The 21,001-nt window shown below is 62.1% G+C and carries 18 protein-coding genes and 1 pseudogene; 14 read left to right on the forward strand and 5 right to left on the reverse strand.

What is annotated here, in order from left to right:
* Positions 1–15: 15 nt before the first annotated feature.
* Together IVB26_RS31665 and IVB26_RS31670 are read right to left on the reverse strand one after the other, a co-directional pair.
* Complete coding sequence (locus tag IVB26_RS31665; protein WP_247968944.1) at positions 16–2,532, reverse strand: arylsulfatase; 2,517 nt, start codon at positions 2,530–2,532, stop codon at positions 16–18.
* Complete coding sequence (locus IVB26_RS31670; RefSeq protein ID WP_247968945.1) at positions 2,522–3,514, reverse strand: formylglycine-generating enzyme family protein; 993 nt, start codon at positions 3,512–3,514, stop codon at positions 2,522–2,524. The genes IVB26_RS31665 and IVB26_RS31670 overlap by 11 nt, the downstream gene beginning before the upstream one ends.
* A gap of 609 nt (positions 3,515–4,123) precedes the next feature.
* Here IVB26_RS31670 and IVB26_RS31675 point away from each other — a divergent pair.
* From IVB26_RS31675 to IVB26_RS31685, 3 genes are all read left to right on the forward strand, one after another.
* Positions 4,124–5,233: an HlyD family secretion protein gene (locus IVB26_RS31675; RefSeq protein WP_247968946.1), complete on the forward strand. Its 1,110-nt coding sequence runs from the start codon at positions 4,124–4,126 to the stop codon at positions 5,231–5,233.
* Between the two features lie 727 nt (positions 5,234–5,960).
* Positions 5,961–6,962 carry a SphA family protein gene (locus tag IVB26_RS31680; RefSeq protein WP_247973322.1) on the forward strand — a complete coding sequence of 334 codons (1,002 nt, stop codon included), beginning with the start codon at positions 5,961–5,963 and terminating at the stop codon, positions 6,960–6,962.
* A 124-nt stretch (positions 6,963–7,086) separates the two neighbouring features.
* Complete coding sequence (locus tag IVB26_RS31685) at positions 7,087–7,854, forward strand: LssY C-terminal domain-containing protein (protein WP_247968947.1); 768 nt, start codon at positions 7,087–7,089, stop codon at positions 7,852–7,854.
* A gap of 244 nt (positions 7,855–8,098) precedes the next feature.
* Here IVB26_RS31685 and IVB26_RS31690 read toward each other — a convergent pair whose 3' ends face one another.
* Complete coding sequence (locus IVB26_RS31690) at positions 8,099–8,782, reverse strand: TetR/AcrR family transcriptional regulator (RefSeq protein WP_247968948.1); 684 nt, start codon at positions 8,780–8,782, stop codon at positions 8,099–8,101.
* 109 nt (positions 8,783–8,891) lie between these two features.
* Between IVB26_RS31690 and IVB26_RS31695 the strand changes: the two are divergent.
* From IVB26_RS31695 to IVB26_RS31730, 8 genes and pseudogenes are all read left to right on the forward strand, one after another.
* Positions 8,892–9,053: pseudogene (locus IVB26_RS31695) on the forward strand (NAD(P)/FAD-dependent oxidoreductase); the annotation flags it as partial.
* 60 nt (positions 9,054–9,113) lie between these two features.
* Positions 9,114–10,310 carry a multidrug effflux MFS transporter gene (locus IVB26_RS31700; protein ID WP_247968949.1) on the forward strand — a complete coding sequence of 399 codons (1,197 nt, stop codon included), beginning with the start codon at positions 9,114–9,116 and terminating at the stop codon, positions 10,308–10,310.
* 285 nt (positions 10,311–10,595) lie between these two features.
* On the forward strand, positions 10,596–11,489 hold the full coding sequence (locus IVB26_RS31705) for an NAD(P)/FAD-dependent oxidoreductase (protein ID WP_247968950.1): 894 nt from the start codon (positions 10,596–10,598) through the stop codon (positions 11,487–11,489).
* A gap of 67 nt (positions 11,490–11,556) precedes the next feature.
* Positions 11,557–12,093 carry a DUF302 domain-containing protein gene (locus tag IVB26_RS31710; RefSeq protein WP_247968951.1) on the forward strand — a complete coding sequence of 179 codons (537 nt, stop codon included), beginning with the start codon at positions 11,557–11,559 and terminating at the stop codon, positions 12,091–12,093.
* Between the two features lie 59 nt (positions 12,094–12,152).
* Entirely contained in the window at positions 12,153–13,016 is an 864-nt protein-coding gene (locus IVB26_RS31715) for a class I SAM-dependent methyltransferase (protein ID WP_247968952.1), read from the forward strand.
* 155 nt (positions 13,017–13,171) lie between these two features.
* Positions 13,172–14,281 (forward strand): efflux RND transporter periplasmic adaptor subunit, encoded by a 1,110-nt coding sequence (locus IVB26_RS31720; RefSeq protein WP_247968953.1) that lies wholly within the window; start codon positions 13,172–13,174, stop codon positions 14,279–14,281.
* A gap of 256 nt (positions 14,282–14,537) precedes the next feature.
* Entirely contained in the window at positions 14,538–17,675 is a 3,138-nt protein-coding gene (locus IVB26_RS31725) for an efflux RND transporter permease subunit (RefSeq protein ID WP_247968954.1), read from the forward strand.
* Between the two features lie 207 nt (positions 17,676–17,882).
* A complete protein-coding gene (locus tag IVB26_RS31730) occupies positions 17,883–18,152 on the forward strand; it encodes a hypothetical protein (protein ID WP_247968955.1) in 270 nt (89 codons plus the stop codon).
* A 144-nt stretch (positions 18,153–18,296) separates the two neighbouring features.
* Here IVB26_RS31730 and IVB26_RS31735 read toward each other — a convergent pair whose 3' ends face one another.
* Positions 18,297–18,635: a hypothetical protein gene (locus tag IVB26_RS31735; RefSeq protein WP_247973323.1), complete on the reverse strand. Its 339-nt coding sequence runs from the start codon at positions 18,633–18,635 to the stop codon at positions 18,297–18,299.
* A gap of 2 nt (positions 18,636–18,637) precedes the next feature.
* Positions 18,638–19,564, reverse strand: a complete 927-nt coding sequence (gene ku / locus IVB26_RS31740; protein WP_247968956.1) for a non-homologous end joining protein Ku — start codon at positions 19,562–19,564, stop codon at positions 18,638–18,640.
* Positions 19,565–19,876: 312 nt separating this feature from the next.
* Between ku and IVB26_RS31745 the strand changes: the two genes are divergently transcribed.
* The 3 genes from IVB26_RS31745 to IVB26_RS31750 all read left to right on the forward strand — a co-directional run bounded on the left by IVB26_RS31745 (position 19,877) and on the right by IVB26_RS31750 (position 21,001).
* The gene (locus IVB26_RS31745) at positions 19,877–20,338 is read left to right on the forward strand and encodes a universal stress protein (RefSeq protein ID WP_247968957.1); all 462 of its coding nucleotides are present in this window, start codon (positions 19,877–19,879) and stop codon (positions 20,336–20,338) included.
* 77 nt (positions 20,339–20,415) lie between these two features.
* Positions 20,416–20,544: a hypothetical protein gene (locus tag IVB26_RS43055; RefSeq protein ID WP_007600646.1), complete on the forward strand. Its 129-nt coding sequence runs from the start codon at positions 20,416–20,418 to the stop codon at positions 20,542–20,544.
* 88 nt (positions 20,545–20,632) lie between these two features.
* Positions 20,633–21,001 carry a rhodanese-like domain-containing protein gene (locus IVB26_RS31750; protein ID WP_247968958.1) on the forward strand — a complete coding sequence of 123 codons (369 nt, stop codon included), beginning with the start codon at positions 20,633–20,635 and terminating at the stop codon, positions 20,999–21,001.

Genomic DNA, 21,001 nt, shown 5'->3' on the forward strand with positions numbered 1-21,001 from the left:
TCAATGGCGCTCGAACTAGTCGCTTGCTCTGACGCGGGCGTGCTGGATGATTCGATGCTCGTCGCTCGAAACCTGCGTCGGTCCAAGCTTGAACGTCAGCTTGTCGATCTTGCCTGTGAATTGGAACGGCAGCTTGTAGCTGTCATCCACTCCGGTGCGGGTATCCACGCCGACGTCAAACGACTCGTCGATCGCCATGATGAACGAGGTCGAGTGCGGGATCGATTGTCGGGAAACCTCCTTGCCGTCGACCGACAGCACGCCGGCGCCGCCCTTGCCATAACCCGGGCCGTCATATTTGAAATCGAACGCGATGATGTGCTTGCCCGGCTTGAGCGCAGTGCCCAACCAGTCCCGCGCACCTACGCCCGATTCCCAGCGGTATCGCTTCAAATCCAGCATGTTGTAGACAAAGACCGGCTTGCCCTTCAGCAGATAGAGGCCATAGCCGCTGAAGCGGCCGCCGAGCGTCACGATCATTCCCTCAGCCCCGCCTTGCGGGACGGTGATGTCGGCAGTGATCGTGTAGTTCTTGTTCATGATGTTGGGTGCATTATCGACGGGGATACCGGGATTTACTCCCTTGTAGGTGAATTCGGTTCGTCCGGCGGTCGCGCTCGGCCGCGGCGTAGTCAGGCGCGGCAGCACCGAGTTGTCCAGCGGCAGGACCTGGTATTTCCCCGCCTCCGTCATGAACAGTGCCTGCAGCTCCTTGAGCTTGTCGGGATTCCTGGCTGCGAGGTCGTTGGCTTGCGAAAAGTCTTCGGCGATATTGTAGAGTTCCCACTTGTATTCGCTGATCTCGGGCAGCTTTGCCGTTCCCAAAAGCCAGGGGGCAGCGGGCGGCGTCGTGCACGCATACCAGCCATCATGGTAGATGCCGCGGTTCGCGAACATCTCGAAGTATTGCGTGTCGCGCTTTGACGGCGCGTTGGCGTTGGCCTGGTCGAACGTATAGGCCATGCTAACGCCTTCGATGGGCTTTTGCTTGATGCCATTGACCGTCGCGGGTGCGGGAATGCCAGTGGCTTCAAGAATCGTCGGCACGATATCGACAATGTGATGAAATTGGCTGCGGATGCCGCCGACGTCCTTGATGTGGCCGGGCCATGAGATAGCCATGCCTTGCCGGGTCCCACCGAAATGCGATGCAACCTGCTTGGTCCACTTGAACGGCGTATCGAAGGCCCACGACCACGCCACGGACATATGCGGATAGGTCTTGTCGGAACCCCAATTCTCGTAGTGCAGCATCAGCTCGGCTTCCGGCAGTTTCAGAACGCCGTTATAGGCGGTCATCTGGTTCGGAGTGCCCTCGAGCGTGCCTTCCGCGCTGGTGCCGTTGTCGCCGCTGATGTAGATGATCAGCGTGTTGTCGAGCTTGCCCATATCCTCGACCGCCTGGATGACGCGGCCAATCTCATTGTCGGTGTAGGCCGCGTAGGCGGCAAACACCTCGGCTTCGCGCGCATACAGCTTCTTCTGGATGAGCGAGAGCGAGTCCCACTTCGGCAGGGTATCCGGCCAGGGAGTGAGCTCCGTGTTCGCGGGGACGACCCCGAGGCGCTTCTGGTTGGCGAAGATCTGCTCGCGCAGCTTCTCCCAGCCCATGTCGAACTTGCCCTTGAACTTGTCGATCCATTCCTTCTTCGGCTGATGCGGCGAATGGGTGCCGCCAGGCACGTAATAGACGAAGAACGGCTTGTCGGGAGCGGACGCGTTCAAGCCGTTCATGTAGTTGATGGCCTCATCCGCCATGTCGGTGATGAGGTTGTAGCCGGACTTGCCAACCCACGGAAAAATCTGAGTCGTGTTCTTGAAAAGATAGGGCGTCCACTGATCGGTCTCGCCCCCCATGAAGCCGTAGAAGTATTCAAATCCCATACCGATCGGCCATTGGTCGAACGGGCCGGCCGAACTGTACACATAGGTTGGCGTGTTGTGGTTCTTGCCGAACCACGAGGTGGCAAATCCGTTGTCCCGCAGAATAGTCCCGACCGTCGCGCTCTCCTGGCCAATGACGGAATTGTAGCCGGGATAGCCGGTCGACATTTCACCGATCACGCCGAACCCGACCGAGTGGTGGTTGCGGCCGGTGATCAGCGCCGCCCGCGTCGGGGAGCAGAGCGCCGTCGAGTGAAATTGTGTATAGCGCAGACCCGCCTTGGCGACGCGATCCATCGCCGGGGTCGGAACAACACCACCGAAAGTGCCGGACACACCGTAACCCTGGTCGTCGGTCATGATCAGCAGCACGTTTGGCGCGCCCTTGGGCGGGACGACGGACGGTGGCCAGTATGGCTTTGAGTCCTTTGCGGTTTCCTCGATCACGCCGCCGAACTTCGGAGGTTCGGGCGGAAGCTGCTTGCCATCGAGTGTCATCGTAGCGCCGGGCGTGCCCGGCGTGCCGGTGATCTGTTGCGCCGCCGCCGGCGCAGCGAGAAGCCCCGGCAAAGCGACGAGCAATGTCGCAAGCCCGGTGGCCAACAGCAATTTTGGGCTCGGTCGCCAACTGCTCCGTTCATCGTTCATGACGTTTCTCCCGTTTGATGCAGCGGAATCCAACGTGACTGGTCGACGTATCAACCGGCTCGGCATGGCGTGCCGCCGGCCGGTAGCGGCGGCAATAATTGGGAGCGCACAGATGCGATCCACCCTTGAGCACCTTGCGCGGAATCCTGATGTCGGGCGTGCACGGGTCGTAGCTCTGGTCTTCGCGACCACCGCGCGGATTCTCGGGGATGCAGCAGGCCTTTTGCGCATCGGCTTCGTGCTTCGCCGTGTACCAATCGGTGGTCCACTCCCAGACATTGCCGATCATGTCGTAGAGGCCATAACCGTTCGGCGGAAACGCCGTCACCGGCGAAGTGCCTGCATAGCCGTCGATCGCCAAATTTTCGTGCGGAAACTCACCCTGCCAGGTGTTGGCCAACTGACGCCCGCCGGGCGCGAACATGTCGCCCCAGGCGAACTCGGCTCCGTCAAGGCCGCCGCGTGCCGCGAATTCCCACTCGGCCTCAGTCGGCAGCTCCTTGCCCGCCCACCTGGCATAGGCTTCGGCATCCCTAAAGGCGACATGCACGACCGGGTGCTCGTCCAGTCCGCGAATCGAGCTGCCGGGTCCGTAAGGCTGTCGCCAGTTGGCGCCAAACCTGAACGTCCACCATTCGCCCCAATTGCGCAGATCGACGCGCCGTTCCGGCGCGACAAACGCGAGAGAACCCGCTTTGAGCATATGCGGCAGCGCGCCCGGATAGTCCTTCGGGTCCGGTGCCGTTTCGGCAAGAGTGACATGGCCGGTTGCTTCAACGAACTGCCGGAATTGCCGGTTGGTCACGGGCGCGCGGTCCATCCAGAATCCATCGACGGTCACGCGATGAACGGGCGCTTCCTCGGGATAGTGTCGATCCGAACCCATGCGAAACGTGCCGCTGGGAACGTAGAGCATGGCGCCGTCGGCAGACTGCTGCTGCAGCTGTTGATCAGATGACGAATTCGCATTGGCAAGGGTCATGACTTCTCCGAAGACGCATCCCTATTGCCAGTCACCGGTCCGAGCTGAAACTTAAGCGACTCTCGTCTGAGACATTGAGAAGCGACGCCCGACGACTTGGCCTAACCCTCATCCGATGCTGGATGAACCAGCAGCGGGACGCATTCGTTGACCTAAATCAAGCCACCGCTGCGCCGTCCGCGATCCAGGCGCGCAACGCGACTTCAAGCGCTGATGCCTGCGTCTCGAAGCCTTCCTTTCGTCGATCTCTCAATAGCAGGGCGGATACGGATAGTAGCCGCAGGCCGGACGTGCGTAGTAAGGCGCAGCATAGGGGCCATATGCCGCCGCACCGAGAATCTGATTCAAGCTTGTGATGCGCATGACCATAGATTCCTTTGCTGCCAAAAAACGTGCTGCAAAACAACGATCGCCGACGTAGTGCTCCCGCTTCCGAGCGAGAGGCCGTGCAACATCGACTGCAGTTAACACCGCATGGCGTCTGCAGAATCAAAAACGCGCGCTGGAATTAAAATTGACGGACTTGTAGTCTGACAGAATCTCGAAGAGTGATGCTTCAGCTACCTCCACGAGCATCACGATAGCATAATCAGAGAATGAGGACCAGCCATGGTTATCGTTCTGTGCCTCTACCTCGTTGCGCTATGGATCGTATTCTCGAAATTCAAACTCGTGCGCTGGGGCTGGTTGTCGGGGACGATCGCGCTGTTGATCGGCGGGTTCATTCTCGCGACGTTTCTTGCGCTTTTTAATTATCTCACGCCGTCGGGCCGCGTGACTGTGACCGGCCGCGTGGTAGAGGTGACTCCGAATGTGACGGGACAAATTGTCGCAATACCGGTCAAGCCGAACGTGCCGGTGAAGAAGGATGACGTGCTGTTTCAGATCGACCCGGCGCCGTTTCAGTACAAGGTCTCGCAATTGCAGGCCTCGCTCGCGGCGGCAAAGCAGCAGACCGAGATCCTGAAATCGAATTATGAGCAGGCGAGCGCGAATGTGGCGGGACTCACCGCGCAGGCCGCTTACAACAAGAAGCGTCTCGCCGACATTGAGACGCTGGCCTCCGACGATGCCAACACGCAATTTCAGGCGCAGGACAAGCAGGTTCAGTACGAAACCGTGTCGGCGCAGCTCACGGCTGCGCAAGCGGCCCAGCAGAGCGCCAAGCTTGCGCTGAATTCCGAGATCGGCGGTGTCAACACCACGGTCGCACAGATTCAGGCGCAACTCGAGAACGCAAATTGGGAATTGTCGCAGACAACGGTTCGCGCGCCTGAAGACGGCTATGTCACCGTCGTTGCCTTGACCGTCGGCGACCGGGCGCTGCAGGCGCGCTCGGCGATGTCGTTCATTGTCGAGAAGGAGATCGCGCTTGTTGGCGTGTTCTCTCAAAACGGCTTCCAGGTGATCAAGGAAGGTGCCGTCGTTGACATCGTTTTCGACAACGTGCCCGGCCGCATTTATCACGCCAAAATCATCGGCATTCCCAGGGGCATCGGGCAAGGGCAGATCGCCGTATCCGGGACGCTCGCCCGCACCAACACGTTCGGCGGCGCAACGATGTTTCCCGCAGAAATCTCTATCCCCGACGGGATGGATCGTGACGGGCTTCGGCTGGGCATGTCCGGCAGCGCCACCGCCTTTGCCGACAATGCCGGCGTGATCGGTCTCCTCGCCTCGATCCTCGTATGGGTGAGCTCTTACACGGCCTATCTCTAGCAACCGACAGGTTCAAACCGGGGAGAAGGTTTACATGCAGTGCGATGATCGCCACGTCGTTACGCCTGTCCATCTGTTTGCTGGCGCTGTTTTCCTCGCAGCATCGCTCCTGACAGGAAGTGTGTCTCATACCGACCTGACGGTATCCGTCGCAAAAGCCGCGGAAGAAATGCCGAGGAGGTGCTTGCTGCGCAGATCCGGACGCAGGGCTTTGTCTGTGAGAAGGCGCTCGGTGCTACGAGAGATGCAAGGCGCTCAAGGGCCGATCATGCCGTCTGGGTCCTGAAATGCAGCAACGCCACCTACAGGGTCAGCCGCGCTCCGGATATGGCAGCGAAGGTGCAGCCGTTGGAATGGTTGAATACCAGCAACGCCCATACAGGCCACTGTTTCACGCGCAATGCGCGTAGGGAATGAATCTTTACTGGACACCACAAGCGCGACGCTCGTCTTTTTTAGCGCCGACGAACGGTGCTCGACGCACTGCATCAGGCTTTGACGCAGGCAACATTGCACAGGGAGTTATGCGAACGCCTCGATGCAGATAACGTGCCTCCAAGGCAACACGGCGGCGCAATTTCGTGGCTAGCCACTTTAAGGCGAGACATTCACAATCTCGCTGACATACTGTTGTGAACGGACATTGGGGGAGCACATGACGCGCTGCATACCCGAACGCAACTCTGGTCGTCGGCTGATCTGCTCGGTGATCGGCACAATCTTGGTGATGTCCTCGTCCGTATCCGACGCCGCATACGCCGACGAAAGCGGCGTTTCCTACTGGCTTCCCGGACGCTTCAGCAGCCTTGCCGCAACGCCCGCGGTGCCGGGATGGTCAATGGCTGAGGTTTACTATCACACCTCCGTATCGGCATTCGGCGCCGCGGCCGCGTCAAGAGAAATTCAGATCGGCCGATTTCCGGCGGCCGTCAACGTCAACTTGGATCTGCATCTGAACGCGCAGGCCGATCTGGTGCTGCTCAACCCCACCTACACCTTTGCGACGCCGGTGCTGGGCGGACAATTGGCTGTCGGTGTCACGGGCCTGTTCGGGCGGTCGGCCGCCGACCTCAGCGGGACCCTGACAACCGGGTTCGGACCGCTTGCGACCACGCGCATCGGAAGCATCGGCGACTCCGTCACCTCCGTCGGCGACCTCTATCCGCAGGTGACACTGAAATGGAATCAAGGGGTCCATAACTTCATGACCTATATGACGGGAGACATTCCCGTCGGGGCCTACAATCCAAACCGCCTGGCCAATCTCGGCATCGGTCATGGCGCGATCGATGGCGGCGGCGGCTACACCTATTTCAATCCGCAGGCGGGACACGAATTTTCAGCGGTCGCGGGGTTCACCTACAATTTCAAGAATCCGGACACGCAGTACCAGAGCGGCGTTGACTTCCATGTCGACTGGGGTGCCTCCCAGTTTCTTTCAAAGCAGCTCTTTGTCGGACTCGTCGGATATGCGTATCAGCAGATCACCGACGATTCCGGGCAGCACCCCATCCTGGGTGGTTTCCGCTCACGTGTCCTTGCCGTCGGTCCGCAGATCGGATTTCTGTTTCCGGTTGGCGACATGCAGGGCTATCTGAATCTGAAAGGATATGGCGAATTCGCTGCGGAGAACCGGCCAGCAGGCTGGAATACGTGGCTGACGTTCTCGATCTCGCCGATGGCGCCGACCAGCACCGTGACGCCGACACGACGGATCGTGACGAAATAGGGAATCGCGCCGAGCGAGGCCGGCGTGATCCATCGCGGGCCCGCAGATATTTGCGTCTATTCGCCACGATCAAACGTCGTGCGGAGGCGGTCGAGTGAGTCTAGGAGTACGCAGACGCCGCTATTTGCTGATCTTCGCAGCGGTGATCGCTTGCTACGTCATAATTAGTTACCTGGTTCTACCAGCCACCTGGTCGCGGGTCGAACACGAGCCTGGGCTCTCGCATCTGCCCATGCTGACTTCGACGGCGCAGGGAATTCCAGGCGGTCCCATTAACGTTGGCCTCGTCGGAAGCCGTGAAGACGTCATTTCTGCGTTTCATGTTGCCGCCTGGTTTCCCGCAGACCCGATTACGTTGCGGACCAGCGCCGAAATCGTGGGCAGCGTCCTGTTTGATCGGCCTTACAAGGATGCGCCTGTCAGTCCGCTCTTCTTCGAGGGACGGCGCGAGGATTTGGCCTTTGAAAAGCCGGACGGAGTGAGCGCTGACCGCCGCCAACACGTCCGGCTATGGTTAGTCCTTACCAACGGGACCGATGGAAGTCCCGTCTGGCTTGGATCCGCAACTTTCGACAAAGGGGTCACACTGAGCCGCGATACCGGCCAGATTACTCATAGGATCGCACCAAACATTGATGAAGAGCGAGACCAGTTGATTGGCGAGTTCAACCAGGCGCGGGTGGTCACGGGCATTTATCAAATGCGAGGGATCGGCCCCACACTCAACGGCCGGAATGGCGAAGGGGACCCCTATCACACCGACGGAGAGATCTGGGTGGCCAGGCTTGTCCGTCGAGGGGAGAAAGCAGAGAAAGTCACTAAGATGCTGCCGGCGCCCGCTTTGATTCAGATAAAGGATGCGGCGTTTTCCTGGATTTCGCAGGCCCGATGATCGTTCCGCAGGCGAACTATTCGGCTTCCGCAACTTCCCTGGTTGCCGGTGCTTTGCGATTGCGGAGCTATTTTCTCGACTGACAAGGGCGGGTGGGCGCGCGGGAATCATCGGCGGACCGGTATCGCAACCGATAGTTCAACAAGCGTAGTTTTCCGCGATCTTGTCGCCAATCGGAAGCTCTTCAGCCTCCATGATTTTCAAACCGGTCTCGGTTATTTTGACGACATCGATCACGCACGATTCAAATTTTGTTTTTTGACCTTGGGGCAGGCAAATATCCGCCCGCGTGGTCGTTGCCGCCGTGCGCGGCGATGAACATGGCGACGGCCGACCGGCAATAGGATTCGATTTCGTTGTCGTCCTCTGCTCTCGCCTGATCGAAGCGTGCGATCGTCAGGAGATCGGATCCTTTGAAAAGCGCGGCAAACAAGCGGGCGGACCGGAGAGGATCGGGCACGTTCAGAACCGCTTTCGCGTGCAACTGACGCAACAGGGCCTCGATTTGGGCGATGACATGGGCGGGGCCGCCTTCGTAATGGAGCTTGCTTAACGCGTTTTGACTCGTCTTGTCGGCCATGACCATGGCTTCGACACTGCGGACGTCTGATCGCAACAGCGTGCGAAGCAGTAATGATCCCACCGCCATGAGCTGGTCTTCGACCGAACCGCCGTCGCCTTCAAGAAGGGTCTGTGGTGCAAACAACTGCTGGCAGCCGGCCGCCATGGCCGCGCCGAACAGCGCCTCCTTGTTCTCGAAGTGCCGATAGATGCTGAGCTTGGATATCTTCGCCCGCCGGGCGACCTTGTCCAACGTCGTCGCTTGAAAACCCAACTCCACAAAGAGTTCGCGCGCGGCGTCGACGATCGTTTGGCCAAGCGCCTGGTTGGCGGGCCGACCGCGCCGTCCCTGTCTGTTTTCGGTCACCACAATTCCAGTACTTGACAGTATTCTAATTCCTGAATTACGATACCATGAAGTTTTCGAAATAGGCAAGCCAATGGGCAGGTTTCCTGTCCTCCCACGGAGCCTCCCTATGGATGACGTCATCATCATCGGCGGCAGCTTTGCCGGTCTCCTCGGCGCCCTGCAGCTCGGCCGTGCCCTCCGCAAGGTCACCGTTCTCGATACCGGCCTGCCGCGCAACCGCTTCGCCGGCCACTCGCATGGGCTGCTCGGCCACGATCACAAGCCACCGCGGCGCGCACCGCCTCACTCGCCGCCTTAACGTACCTATCCCTCATACCGGAAAGCTCCGATGGCTGACCTGGTCAATCCCCTGCGCATGCCCACCTCCAGCGCCCTGCCCATCGCCGTCCTTTCCGTCCTCACCGCGATGGGAACGCTGGCGACCAACATCTTGCTGCCGTCTCTGCCGCACATTGCGATCTCATTGAATGTCACGACTGCGGCGGTCACGTCCGCCATCACCGTTTTTCTTGCGGTGTTCGGATTGGGCCAGCTCCTGGTCGGACCGCTTTCGGATCGCTACGGAAGACGTTGGCCGGTCCTGATCGGATTTGCCGTGTTCTTCGCGGGCAGCGTCTGGTGCGGTCTGGCGACCGACCTGCCTAATCTCCTTGTCGGCCGCGTCGTGCAGGCAACAGGTGCTTGCGCGACGGCAGTGCTGTCTCGCGCCATCGCCCGCGACTTGTTTAGCGGCGCAGCGCTGGCACGCGCGATGGCGCTCATCATAATGGTGATGTCCGCTGCTGCCGGGTTCTCGCCACTGCTTGGCGGCGCACTCGACCACAGTCTGGGCTGGCGCGCCCAATTCGCGCTGGTCGCGGCCTTTGCTGCCGTCAGCGCCGTTGCCTACAGCATCGTTCTCGGCGAAACCCACAATTCAACCCGCACGCCGCTCAACCCAGTTGCCATCGGCAGGACCTATGCCGGCTTGATTGGCGACCGTCGCTTCGCGATTCCCGCGACCACCTCGAGCCTCTGCATAGGGGGCATGTTCTCATTGTTTTCCGCTGCACCGCGCCTATTCATCGAAGCGCTGCACTTCACGCCGATCCAGCTAGGCCTCTTTTTCGCCGGCACCGTCTTCATCGTATCCGCCGCGGGTATGCTTGCATCGAGATTGGCACCACGCTACGGGCTCGATGGCCCGATCCGGGCCGGCTTGTGCGCGGCGGCCGCCAGCAACCTTGCGATCCTGCTCATCTCGATAATAAGCCCGACTTTCCTGCCTTTTCTGGCCGCGATGTGCGTTGTTCTTCTCGGGATGGGTGTTGTCATTCCACTGGCCACTGCGCGGGCGCTTTCTCCATTCGGGGAGAAGGCCGGCGCCGCCTCGGCGCTGCTGGGTTTCTTGCAGATGATGATCGCCGCGATCGGCGTATGGCTTGCTGCCGCAGTGTCACATGAAGCAATGTTGGCGCTGGGCATCGTGATGAGCGCGTTTTCCCTGCTGGCTCTTGGCCTGTACGCGCGGGGCCCGGGATCTTGACTGGCGCATGACTCCGCGCGCGTTTCTTTTCAATCGCTCGTCAGCTTTGCGAAGTCCGGCTTACGCGTCGGGCAAACGCGGCAAAACTTCGCCAGTTTGACGATTGTGCCTTCTCCCGAGCCCGCCGGCGTCGGCGGGCCGGCCGCGCCAGCCCTGTCAGTTTTCGGTCACCGCAATTCAAGTACTTGACAGTATCCTAATTCCTGAATTACGATACCATGCAGTGTCCGAAATATGCAAGCCAATGGGCAGGTTTCAACCTGTCCTCCAACGGAGCTTATCACCATGGATGACGTCATCATTATCGGCGGCAGCTTTGCCGGTCTCGCCGGCGCCCTGCAACTCGGCCGTGCCCGCCGCAAGGTCACCGTTCTAGATACGGGCCTGCCGCGCAACCGCTTCGCCGGCCACTCGCATGGTCTGCTCGGTCACGATCATAAGCCACCATTGGACATTCTGGCCGAGGCGCGGCAGCAACTGGCGCGTTATCCCACGGTCAGACTGGTCAATGCCAGGGCCGACAGCATCTCTGGCAACATCGACAAATTCTCCATCCTCACTGGCGATGGCGAAAGCCTTGGAGCGCGCCGCCTGATCCTGAGCTATGGCATCGTGGACCAGATGCCTAACGTGCCGGGCTACGCCGAAAGCTGGGGCACGTCCATCGTGCCCTGCCCCTATTGCGACGGCTTTGAAGTCGCCGGCCGACATTGGGGCCTCGTCTGGTCCGGCCCGCAGTCGCACAATCAGGCCAGGCTGTTCCTCGATTGGACCGACAAGTTGACGCTCTTCGCCGATGGTCACGACATTCCGCCCGATATCCGGGCCGATCTGGCGCGCCGCAAAATACCTGTCGTCGATGGCCGGATCACCGGGATCGGCCATCACGGGGGCCATAACGCCACCGTCAAGCTCGATACCGACACCAATGTCGCGGTCGACATCCTGTTCGCGCATCCGCGCACCAAGCCGTCCGCTAGCCTGCATGAATCACTGGGCCTCGCCACGGTCGATACGCCCGGCGGCATCGCCCTGAAGGTCGACGAGCGCCGCCAAACCAGCATGCCCGGCATCTACGCCGCCGGCGACCTCACCACGGTCTTCTTGCCCTCGGTCACCCAGGCATCATCGCAGGGCGCGATGGCGGGCATCTTCGCCCAGCAGTCGATGGTGGTTTGACCAAGCTTTCAACCGACGAGTGTTTTCATCGACATGCGCCGATCGGACCGGCAAGGAGAATGCAGCAATGGCAACAGCTACGGAATCCGCCGACGCGCGCAAGGAAGATCGGGTCACGACACAAATGTTCACGGTGGAGCACATCCGCATCAGATCCACGCGGTCGTTCGGCGATGTGAGGGCAGCGCTCGAATCGCGGGTGCAGGCCCTGGCTCTCGACCGCGTGGTTCCGCTCATCAAAAAAGGGGACATGGCCGGAGCACGGGCCGAATTGGAAAGGCAGGCATCGCCTGCGGGCCTGACGATCATGTACACGCTTGAACATGGGGTGGGGCTCTCCGTGGAACTAGGCAGTCCTCGGCCGGCGGTCGCCTATGGGATCGGCAATTTCCTGGTGGCCACGTCCATAACGAAACACAACTTGGCCGCGGGCCTCTACGCGCCAATACGCGTGGTCTTGTATGGCGCGGACGACGGCACCGCCATCATCGAATACGACCGACCCTCTTCGACATTCGCGTTGTTCGGCGATCCCAGCATCGACGTAGTGGCCAAGCAACTCGACATGACATTGCAGAACATCTTGATGGACATTGGCAATTGATGGCCCCCTCGACGCCGCTCGCGATGAATTCGAAGAACAAATCGGAACAAGGATCTGGCATGGCACAGTACAATGCGGATCAGGTCACCGACTGGAAGGGCCAAAGCGGGGAGCGCTGGGTCGTCCACCAGGCCCGGCTCGACGCCAGGCTGGAGGTGTTCGGCCAGGCCGCGATCGAAGCCGCCGCGCCCGCGACGGGCGAGCGCGTGCTGGATGTCGGCTGCGGCGCGGGCGCATCGAGTCTGGCTCTGGCCGCCCGCGTCGGCGCGGGGGGCCAAGTGCTGGGCGTGGATATCTCCGAACCGCTGATCAGCCGAGCGCGCGCGCGTGCGCCACACGATACGTCGGCCCTGTTCCGGGTAGCCGACGCCAGCAGCGCCGAGCTGCCCGAGGGCGCGTTCGACATCCTGTTCTCGCGTTTCGGAGTGATGTTCTTCGACGATCCGACAAAGGCGTTCGCGCATATGCGCCGTGCGCTCCAACCGGGCGGCCGGGTCGCTTTCGTCTGCTGGCGCGGCGTGGCCGAGAACGATTGGATGCGCCTGCCGATGGGCGCGATCAAGGGCATCGTCCCGCCGACGGCGCCGCCCGATCCCGAAGCGCCCGGTCCATTCTCGTTCGGCGACCCGGGGCGGGTGGCTCGGATCCTGACGGCGGCCGGCTTCACTGATATCGCTTTCGCGCCCTTCGATGCTTCCGTCCCGCTTGGCGAGGGCGCGACGCGGGACGCGGCGATCGACGACGCGGTGAAGATGACGCTCGAGGTCGGCCCGCTGTCGCGCGCGCTCGCTGATCAGCCCGACGACATCCGCGCCCGCGCCTCGGCTGCGGTTCGTGCCGCCTTCGCGGGCCGCGCCGGCGAGCGGTCGGTGATATTCGACAGCGCGACGTGGATCGTCACGGCGCGCAATCCCGCAAGCTGATAGCGATGAGCAGGGGAGACGCCCCGCTCGGTGGAGGGGGCGTCTTTGGCCGGTCAGCGGGACCAGATGAGGGCGTATTCGCCGGCGGTCTCGGAGAGTAGAGAGTTAGTTAGTTGGCCAATCGGTCAGGGTACGCAGAAGAGATGGGTGCTGACATGAGTCACCGGCTTATCGATGCCGCTCCCTATTCCAGGCTGTTGGCAGGCGTGTCGCTCGCCCTGATGGCCGCGGCCCTGGCTGGGTGCAATGATATCGTCGCCGAAAAGACCGAGCCGCCGCGGCCGGTCCTGGTCGCAACCGCGCATTATGATGCCGAGACGCCGGAGCGCAGCTTCGTCGGCACCATCCGGCCGCGGATCGAGAGCGATCTTGGCTTTCGCGTTGCCGGCAAGGTTGCAAAACGCCTCGTTGAGGTCGGCCAGACCGTCGAAGTCGGTCAGGCACTCGCGACCCTGGATGAAGTCGATCTGAAGCTTCAGGCCGAGCAGGCCGTCGCTGAGCAGACCGCCGCTACCGGCGTGCTGGCCCAGGCCGCTGCCGCCGAGCAGCGCGCCAAGGACCTGAAGGCCAAGGGCTGGACCACGGATGCGCAGATGGATTCGAGCCGCGCCGCTGCCGACGAGGCCCGCGCGCGCCTGAACCGCGCCGAGCGCGCGCTCGAGCTGAGCAAAAATTCCCTTTCCTACGCGACGCTTGTTGCCGACGCCCGGGGCGTCGTCACCACAACGCTGATCGAGCCCGGCCAGGTGGTCGCCGCGGGCCAGGCTTCGATCCGCGTCGCCCGCTTTGCCGAAAAGGAAGCGGTCGTCGCGATCCCTGAGACGCTGGTCGGACGCGCCAAGTCGGGTGTCGCCAGCGTCACTCTCTGGTCCGAGCCGGACAAGAAGTACACGGCGAAGCTGCGCGAGATCGCGCCGGCGGCCGATCCGGCCACGCGCACTTACCTCGCAAAGTTCTCGCTGCCCGAGGCCGACGACAAGGTGGCGCTCGGCATGACCGCGACGCTGACACTGTCGGACGCCGCGACCGAGCGCGTCGCGCGGCTGCCGCTGTCGGCGCTGTTCAATGAAGGCGGCAAGCCGTCCTTCTACGTCGTCGACGACAACGGTGCGCTCACGTTGAAGCAGGTGACGGTGAAGTCCTACGACAGCAGCGACGTCATCATCACCGGTGGTGTCGAAGAGGGCGCCAAGATCGTCGCCCTCGGTGTGCAGAAGCTCGATCCCAGCCTGAAGGTGCGGGTCGTGTCGTCACTGTCGTTTTAACTTTCGTCATTCCGGGCCACGAAGCGAACCCGGAATCTCGAGATTCCGGGTCTGGTCCTTCGGCCATCCCGGAATGACAAGAAAAGTGAGTTCGTCCTTGCGAGAAGAGTTTGGGCCCCGGCGCAAATGCCTGGGCTGAAGCGGCGAAGCGATCCAGAACCTGCCCAGCCCCCTGGGTTGCTTCGCTGCCTCGCGACGACGGTTTGACCAGAGTGGCTGTCGTTTTTTTGCAACTGGATCGTCTTCGGAGAGAGCGATGAAGCGCTTCAACCTTTCGGCCTGGGCCGTCAGCCATCCGACGCTGGTCCTGTTCCTGATGCTGATGCTCGGCGTCGCCGGCTTCTTCTCCTATGAGAAGCTCGGCCGGGCCGAGGATCCGTTCTTCACGGTGAAGGTGGTCAACGTCTCCGTGCTTTGGCCCGGCGCGACCGCGCAGGAGATGCAGGCCCAGGTCGCCGACCCCATCGAGAAGAAGATCCAGGAGCTGCCTTATTTCGAGAAGGTGCAGACCTATTCCAAGCCGGGCTTCGCCGCGCTCCAGGTGACCTTCCGCGACGATACGCCGCCGAAGGACGTGCCCCATCTCTTCTATCTGCTGCGCAAGAAGCTGATCGACGTACAGGGCCAGCTGCCGTCGGGCATCCTCGGGCCAGTCGTCAATGACGAGTTCTCCGACGTCGACTCCATCCTCTACATGATGACCGGCGACGGCGCCGACTATGCCCAGCTCAAGAAAGTCTCCGAAGGCTTTCGCCAGCGTCTGCTGAAGGTGCCGGGGGTGACCAAGGTCGACGTCTACGGCAATCAGGACGAGCGCATCTTCGTCGAGTTCAGCCACGCCAAGCTCGCGACTCTCGGCATCACGCCGCAGGCGCTGTTCGATTCGCTCGCCAAGCAGAACAACGTGACGCCCGCCGGCACGGTCGAGACCTCCTCGCAGCGCGTTCCGCTGCGCGTCACCGGCGCGCTCGACGGCGCCAAGGCCGTCGCCGAAACCCCGGTCGAGAGCAACGGTCGCGTGTTCCGCCTCGGCGATATCGCCACCGTCACTCACGGCTATGTCGATCCGCCGAGCTTCGTCGTCCGCCAGGAAGGCAAGGCCGCGATCGGCATCGGCCTCGTCACCGCCAAAGGCGCCAACATTCTCGAGCTCGGCAAGGAGGTCGAGAAGGCGACCGCGGAGTTCATGAAGGCGGTGCCGCAGGGCATCGACGTCAAGCAGATCGCCGACCAGCCGAAGGTGGTCGAGCATGCCGTCGGCGAGTTCGTGCATTCGTTCATGGAAGCGCTCGTCATCGTGCTGTTCGTCTCGTTCCTGGCGCTGGGCTGGCGCACCGGCATCGTGGTCGCGCTCTCCGTGCCGCTGGTGCTCGGCATCGTCTTCATCGTGATGAACATGATGTCGCTCGACCTGCACCGCATCACGCTGGGTGCGCTGATCATCGCGCTCGGCCTGCTCGTCGACGACGCCATCATCGCAGTCGAGATGATGGTGGTGAAGATGGAGCAGGGCTGGGACCGCATGCGCGCGGCGTCATTTGCCTGGGAATCGACTGCGTTTCCGATGCTCACGGGAACGCTGGTCACGGCCGCTGGCTTCCTCCCCATCGGCTTTGCCAATTCCGCGGTCGGCGAATACGCCGGCAGCATCTTCTGGATCGTGGCGATCGCGCTGGTTGCCTCCTGGTTCGTGGCGGTGATCTTCACGCCCTATATCGGCGTCAAGCTGCTGCCCCAGATGAAGGTGCATCAGAACCACGATCCGCACGCGGTCTACGAGACCCGCATGTACAGAGGCTTGCGCGCGGTCGTGCAATGGTGCGTCAATCACCGCATCACCGTGGTGGCCGCGACCGTCGGCGTCTTCGTCGCCTCGGTCGTCGGCTTCGGTCAGGTCCAGCAGCAGTTCTTCCCACTGTCGGAGCGGCCCGAGTTGTTCCTCCAACTGCGTCTGCCCGAGGGCACCGCCTTCAACGTCACCGAAAAGGCGGTGAAGCAGGCAGAGACGCTGCTCAAGGACGACAAGGACATCGAGACCTATACCGCCTATGTCGGCCAGGGCTCACCGCGCTTCTGGCTCGGCCTCAATCCGCAGCTGCCGAACGAGGCCTTTGCCGAGATCGTCATCGTCGCCAAGGGCGTCGAGGCGCGCGAGCGGGTCAAGGCCAAGATCGAGAACGCGGTCGCCGACGGCATGCTGACCGAGGCGCGCGTGCGCGTCGACCGCTTCAATTTCGGCCCGCCCGTCGGCTTCCCCGTGCAGTTCCGTGTGATCGGCCCCGACGCCAACAAGGTGCGCGAGATCGCCTACCAGGTTCGCGACGTCATGCGGCAGAACAAGAACGTCAAGGACGTCCAGCTCGACTGGAACGAGCAGTCGCCTTATCTCAAGCTTGTCGTCGACCAGGATCGTGCCCGTGCCATGGGCCTGACCCCGCAGGAGGTCTCACAGGCGCTCGCGATGCTGATCTCGGGCGCGCAGGTTACGACCATCCGCGACGGCATCGAGAAGGTGGCCGTGGTCGCGCGCGCAATTCCGTCCGAACGGCTCGACCTCGGCGGCGTCGGTGATCTCACCATCACCTCGCGCAATGGCGTGGCCGTGCCGCTGCAGCAGATCGCCAGGATCGAGTACTCTCACGAGGACCCGATTATGTGGCGACGCAACCGCGACATGGCCATCACCGTGCGCTCGGACGTCGTCGACGACGTGCAGGCGCCTGATGTCACCAGCCAGATCACGCCGAAGCTCCAGCCGATCATTGACCACCTCGAGCCGGCCTACCGGATCGAGCCGGGCGGCGCGTTCGAGGAATCCGCCAAGGGCAACGCCTCGATCTTCGTCCTCTTCCCGCTGATGGTCATGGTGATGCTGACGCTGCTGATGATCCAGCTCCAGAGCTTCTCGCGCCTGATCCTGGTGTTCCTCACCGCGCCGCTCGGCATCGTCGGCGCTTCCCTCGGGCTCAACGTCGCCAACGCCCCGTTCGGCTTCGTGGCGCTGCTCGGCCTGATCGCGCTCGCCGGCATGATCATGCGCAACACGGTCATCCTGGTCGATCAGATTGAGACCGATGTTTCGCACGGCCTCACCAGGCGCGAGGCGATCGTTGAGGCGACCGTCCGCCGCGCCCGTCCGGTGGTGCTGACTGCACTCGCCGCTATCCTCGCCATGATCCCGCTGTCGCGCTCGGCCTTCTGGGGTCCGATGGCGATCACCATCATGGGCGGCCTGTTCGTCGCGACGTTCCTGACGCTGCTGTACCTGCCCGGCCTCTACGCCCTCTGGTTCAGGAAGAGCCTGGACGAGGCCGGCACGCCCGAGCAGCCTGCCGCGCAGCAGCATGGGAGTGATGACCCCCACGCAATTCCGCTTGCTGAGAAGCAACGCTGATTGACGAGTCCTGACGGACGACACTGATTGCACCGCATCCTCGCCCCCCGCATGAAAGAAGACGCCGCCCCGAAACCTCGCATTCTCCACAGCCCTCCGGAACACGTGGACAAGCCCTGCCCTGCCGTTTGGGAATCCCTGACCCGTGCTAACCGCTGGGAACGAGCAGGCGGGCGAACGGATTCGTCCCGGCAGGAGCGATCTTCGATGCTGATGACGAAGGAAAGACGGCCGGCGATCCGCACGCTGCGCGGATGGGCGCTCAGCGTGCTGCAGGAGGCTGGCGCCATCCACGAATGCGAGGAGCATGGCTGGGCAAAGGACCGGGCCGACCCTCACGCCCGCGCACGCGCCATCGATCTCGCACGCGAGGTTCCGCCCGCCGGCGTTTCTCCGGACGAAGCGATCGCGGAGATACGCGAGGTCCTGGATTCGATCGGAGACATGTGTCCGGAATGTCGGGACGGAGATTGCTGAAGCGGCACGGCCGCTGCAGCGCGCAGTCTTTACGACGAGCTTCGAGCCAAATTCGCGCCGCGCGCCGGCGCGGTTTGCAGACTGCTGGTCTGGGAGTATTTGAACGGTCCGTGGAAACTGGACCGCCGGCTTCCAATTAGATGGCTAATCCTCGGCGGCACCTCTTCGCCGCCGCACCTCGGCATACCATTCGGCGTAGGGCGTGTTCTTCGCCATGTGCCGGTTGAGGTCGGGAGCGCCGGCCGACCACCCCACCGGGCCGCGCTCGCCGAGGGCGCGCTTCGCGTCGTCGACGGCGCGATGGGCCGCCGCTTCTGACTCGGAATCGGCAGCCGCCTTGGCGTCGCGGACGGCGCGCCTCGCCGTCATCAGGCGCTTGACCAGCTCCGACTTTTCCCGCTCTCCGAGGTGCGGATTCGCCATCCGCCACAGGCGTCCGCGGACGACGAAGTATCGGCCGTCCGGCGTCACCGGATGTTTCACGCTCAAGCCGACTTCCGCCGCGCCCCCGCGGCCGGCTTTTTCGTCGCCGCTTCCTTTGGTTGCTTCTTGCCAGCGATCGGCATCAGCATCTCCTTCTGGCCTGCCGCCGTCTTCTTCGGCTTCTTGGCGGGTTTGTCCGCCTTCGCAGGCGCGGCTTCCTTGCCGACGCTCCGCCGCAGCGCCTCCATGAGGTCGACGACGTTCTCGCCCTTCGGCCGGTCCTTCGGCTGGATGATCTTCCCGGCGCGCTTCTGGTTGATCAGGTCGACCAGCGCAGTCTCATAGTGATCCTCGAACTTGCCCGGCTCAAAGCGTCCGGCCTTCTGATTGACGATGTGCCTTGCGAGATCGAGCATGTCCTTGGTGACCTTCACGTCCTGGATATCGTCGAAATATTCCTGCTCGCTGCGCACCTCGTAGGGGTAGCGCAGCAAGGTGCCGACGAGGCCCTTGTCCATCGGCTCCAGCGCGATGATATGCTCGCGGTTGGTCAGCACCACACGCCCGATCGCGACCTTGTCCATCTCGCGGATGGTCTCGCGGATCACCGCGAAGGCGTCGTGGCCGACCTTGCCGTCCGGCCGGATGTAGTAGGGGCGGATCAGGTAGCGCGGGTCGATGTCGGACCTGGCGACGAACTCGTCGATCTCGATGGTGCGGGTGGACTCGAGCGCGATCTCCTCCAGCTCGTCCTTTGAGACCTCGATGTACTGGCCCTTCTCGAGCTCGTAGCCCTTGACGATGTCCTCGTTCGGCACCTCGTCGCCGGTATCCACGTCCACCTTCACATATTTGATGCGGTGGCCGGTCTGCCGGTTGAGCTGGTTGAATGAAATCTTCTCGCTCTCCGATGTGGCCGGATAAAGCGCCACGGGACAGGTGACGAGGGACAGTCTCAGGAAGCCTTTCCAATTGGCGCGCGGGGCCATTTACGCAAAACTCCGGTTCGAGGCGTCTCGGATTCAAGACGAACGGCGGGCCGGGGTTCCGACATGGCTTGTGAAGAAAATGGCAGAACATCCGCGGACCGACCGAATCTCGCCTCACAGGATAACGCCCAGGCGTCGCGACCTTCAGTCATTGCTTAAAGATTCCGGTAACAGTGAACTTAATGCCGCCCGCATGCGGCTTCGAAAGCTCAAGAACTAAGTGCAGCGCCCACCGCAATCATGGACCCAGCGCCCCCATCGTCCCATACTCCCCAGGCATCACCTTGTTCTCCGAACAAAGGAGCCACCCGCATGTACGCCAACATTCTCTTGAGCACGGATGGATCGGACGTCGCGAGAAAAGGCGTCGAGCATGGCATCACCCTGGCGAAGGCCTTGAACGCCAGGCTGACGATCATCACCGTGACGGAAGCGCTGCCGGTCGACTATGGCAGCGGACACGCCTCGGGATGGATTCCGACCCAGGAAGAGACCGACAGTTTTGACGCAGCCTGCAAGGCCCGTGCGGGCAAGGTGCTCGATGACGCGCGCGCGATGTCGGAGCAGATCGGCACGCCTGCAGAACTCCTGCATGTTCCGAATGCGCACCCGGCGACTGCGATTATCGAAACGGCCAAGTCCAGGGGATGCGACCTGATCGTCATGGCCTCTCATGGGCGTCGCGGCCTCAGGAAGCTGTTTCTGGGCAGCCAGACATCCGAGGTCCTGGTGGACGGAAGCGTGCCGGTGCTGGTGGTGCCGAAGCCGGCATGAGTGTAGGGCTTACTTCGCACCGCTCGGCTGGTCCGCCGAGCACCCGCACAGACGCCGCCTGGCGGCAGGAGACTTTCATGACCAGTGAAAAAGGCCCGAACATCAAGAAGAAGCAGAAATGCAAGAATTGCGAGGGCAAAGGCTTGCTCAAGAAGGGCGACAAGGTCGTGAAGTGCCAGCGCTGCAAAGGCACGGGCGTGCGGTGACGTTGCGTTGATGACCGCTGTAGCCAGGAGGAGGCACAACACGAACCAATGTGCTATCCTCCCCGGGAGCAACAACGGAGGAAACCCAATGCCGACCAGCGTCAAGCAAATGCTCGAAGCCGCCAACGCAGCGATCCCCAAGATCACGTCGGAACAGGCGGCGGAGATGATCAAGAGCGGCAACACGCTGGTGGTCGACGTTCGTGATGCGCCGGAGGTCGCCGCCAGCGGCAAGATCGAAGGCGCAGTGCATGTGTCGCGGGGGATGCTGGAGTTTCGCGCGGATCCGGAATCGCCCTATCACGACAAGGCGTTCGACAGGAGCAAGAGCGTGATCCTTTACTGCGCGTCCGGCGGCAGGTCGGCGCTGGCCGGCAAGCTACTGAAGGATATGGGCTACGAGAAGGTCTACAATGTCGGCGGCTTCAAGGACTGGACGGGCGCGGTCGAGAAATAG

The organism is Bradyrhizobium sp. 195 (assembly GCF_023101665.1).
Taxonomy (GTDB): Bacteria; Pseudomonadota; Alphaproteobacteria; order Rhizobiales; family Xanthobacteraceae; genus Bradyrhizobium.

What these genes read in the sequence shown, in the direction of transcription:
- IVB26_RS31665 (WP_247968944.1), bottom strand. Translation starts at nt 2,532, where the DNA reads ATGAACGATGAACGGAGCAGTTGGCGACCGAGCCCAAAATTGCTGTTG.
- IVB26_RS31700 (WP_247968949.1), top strand. Translation starts at nt 9,114, where the DNA reads ATGGCTGACCTGGTCAATCCCCTGCGCATGCCCACCTCCAGCGCCCTG.
- IVB26_RS31670 (WP_247968945.1), bottom strand. Translation starts at nt 3,514, where the DNA reads ATGACCCTTGCCAATGCGAATTCGTCATCTGATCAACAGCTGCAGCAG.
- IVB26_RS31680 (WP_247973322.1), top strand. Translation starts at nt 5,961, where the DNA reads ATGTCCTCGTCCGTATCCGACGCCGCATACGCCGACGAAAGCGGCGTT.
- IVB26_RS31715 (WP_247968952.1), top strand. Translation starts at nt 12,153, where the DNA reads ATGGCACAGTACAATGCGGATCAGGTCACCGACTGGAAGGGCCAAAGC.
- IVB26_RS31675 (WP_247968946.1), top strand. Translation starts at nt 4,124, where the DNA reads ATGGTTATCGTTCTGTGCCTCTACCTCGTTGCGCTATGGATCGTATTC.
- IVB26_RS31705 (WP_247968950.1), top strand. Translation starts at nt 10,596, where the DNA reads ATGGATGACGTCATCATTATCGGCGGCAGCTTTGCCGGTCTCGCCGGC.
- IVB26_RS31725 (WP_247968954.1), top strand. Translation starts at nt 14,538, where the DNA reads ATGAAGCGCTTCAACCTTTCGGCCTGGGCCGTCAGCCATCCGACGCTG.
- IVB26_RS43055 (WP_007600646.1), top strand. Translation starts at nt 20,416, where the DNA reads ATGACCAGTGAAAAAGGCCCGAACATCAAGAAGAAGCAGAAATGCAAG.
- ku (WP_247968956.1), bottom strand. Translation starts at nt 19,564, where the DNA reads ATGGCCCCGCGCGCCAATTGGAAAGGCTTCCTGAGACTGTCCCTCGTC.
- IVB26_RS31745 (WP_247968957.1), top strand. Translation starts at nt 19,877, where the DNA reads ATGTACGCCAACATTCTCTTGAGCACGGATGGATCGGACGTCGCGAGA.
- IVB26_RS31730 (WP_247968955.1), top strand. Translation starts at nt 17,883, where the DNA reads ATGCTGATGACGAAGGAAAGACGGCCGGCGATCCGCACGCTGCGCGGA.
- IVB26_RS31720 (WP_247968953.1), top strand. Translation starts at nt 13,172, where the DNA reads ATGAGTCACCGGCTTATCGATGCCGCTCCCTATTCCAGGCTGTTGGCA.
- IVB26_RS31710 (WP_247968951.1), top strand. Translation starts at nt 11,557, where the DNA reads ATGGCAACAGCTACGGAATCCGCCGACGCGCGCAAGGAAGATCGGGTC.
- IVB26_RS31750 (WP_247968958.1), top strand. Translation starts at nt 20,633, where the DNA reads ATGCCGACCAGCGTCAAGCAAATGCTCGAAGCCGCCAACGCAGCGATC.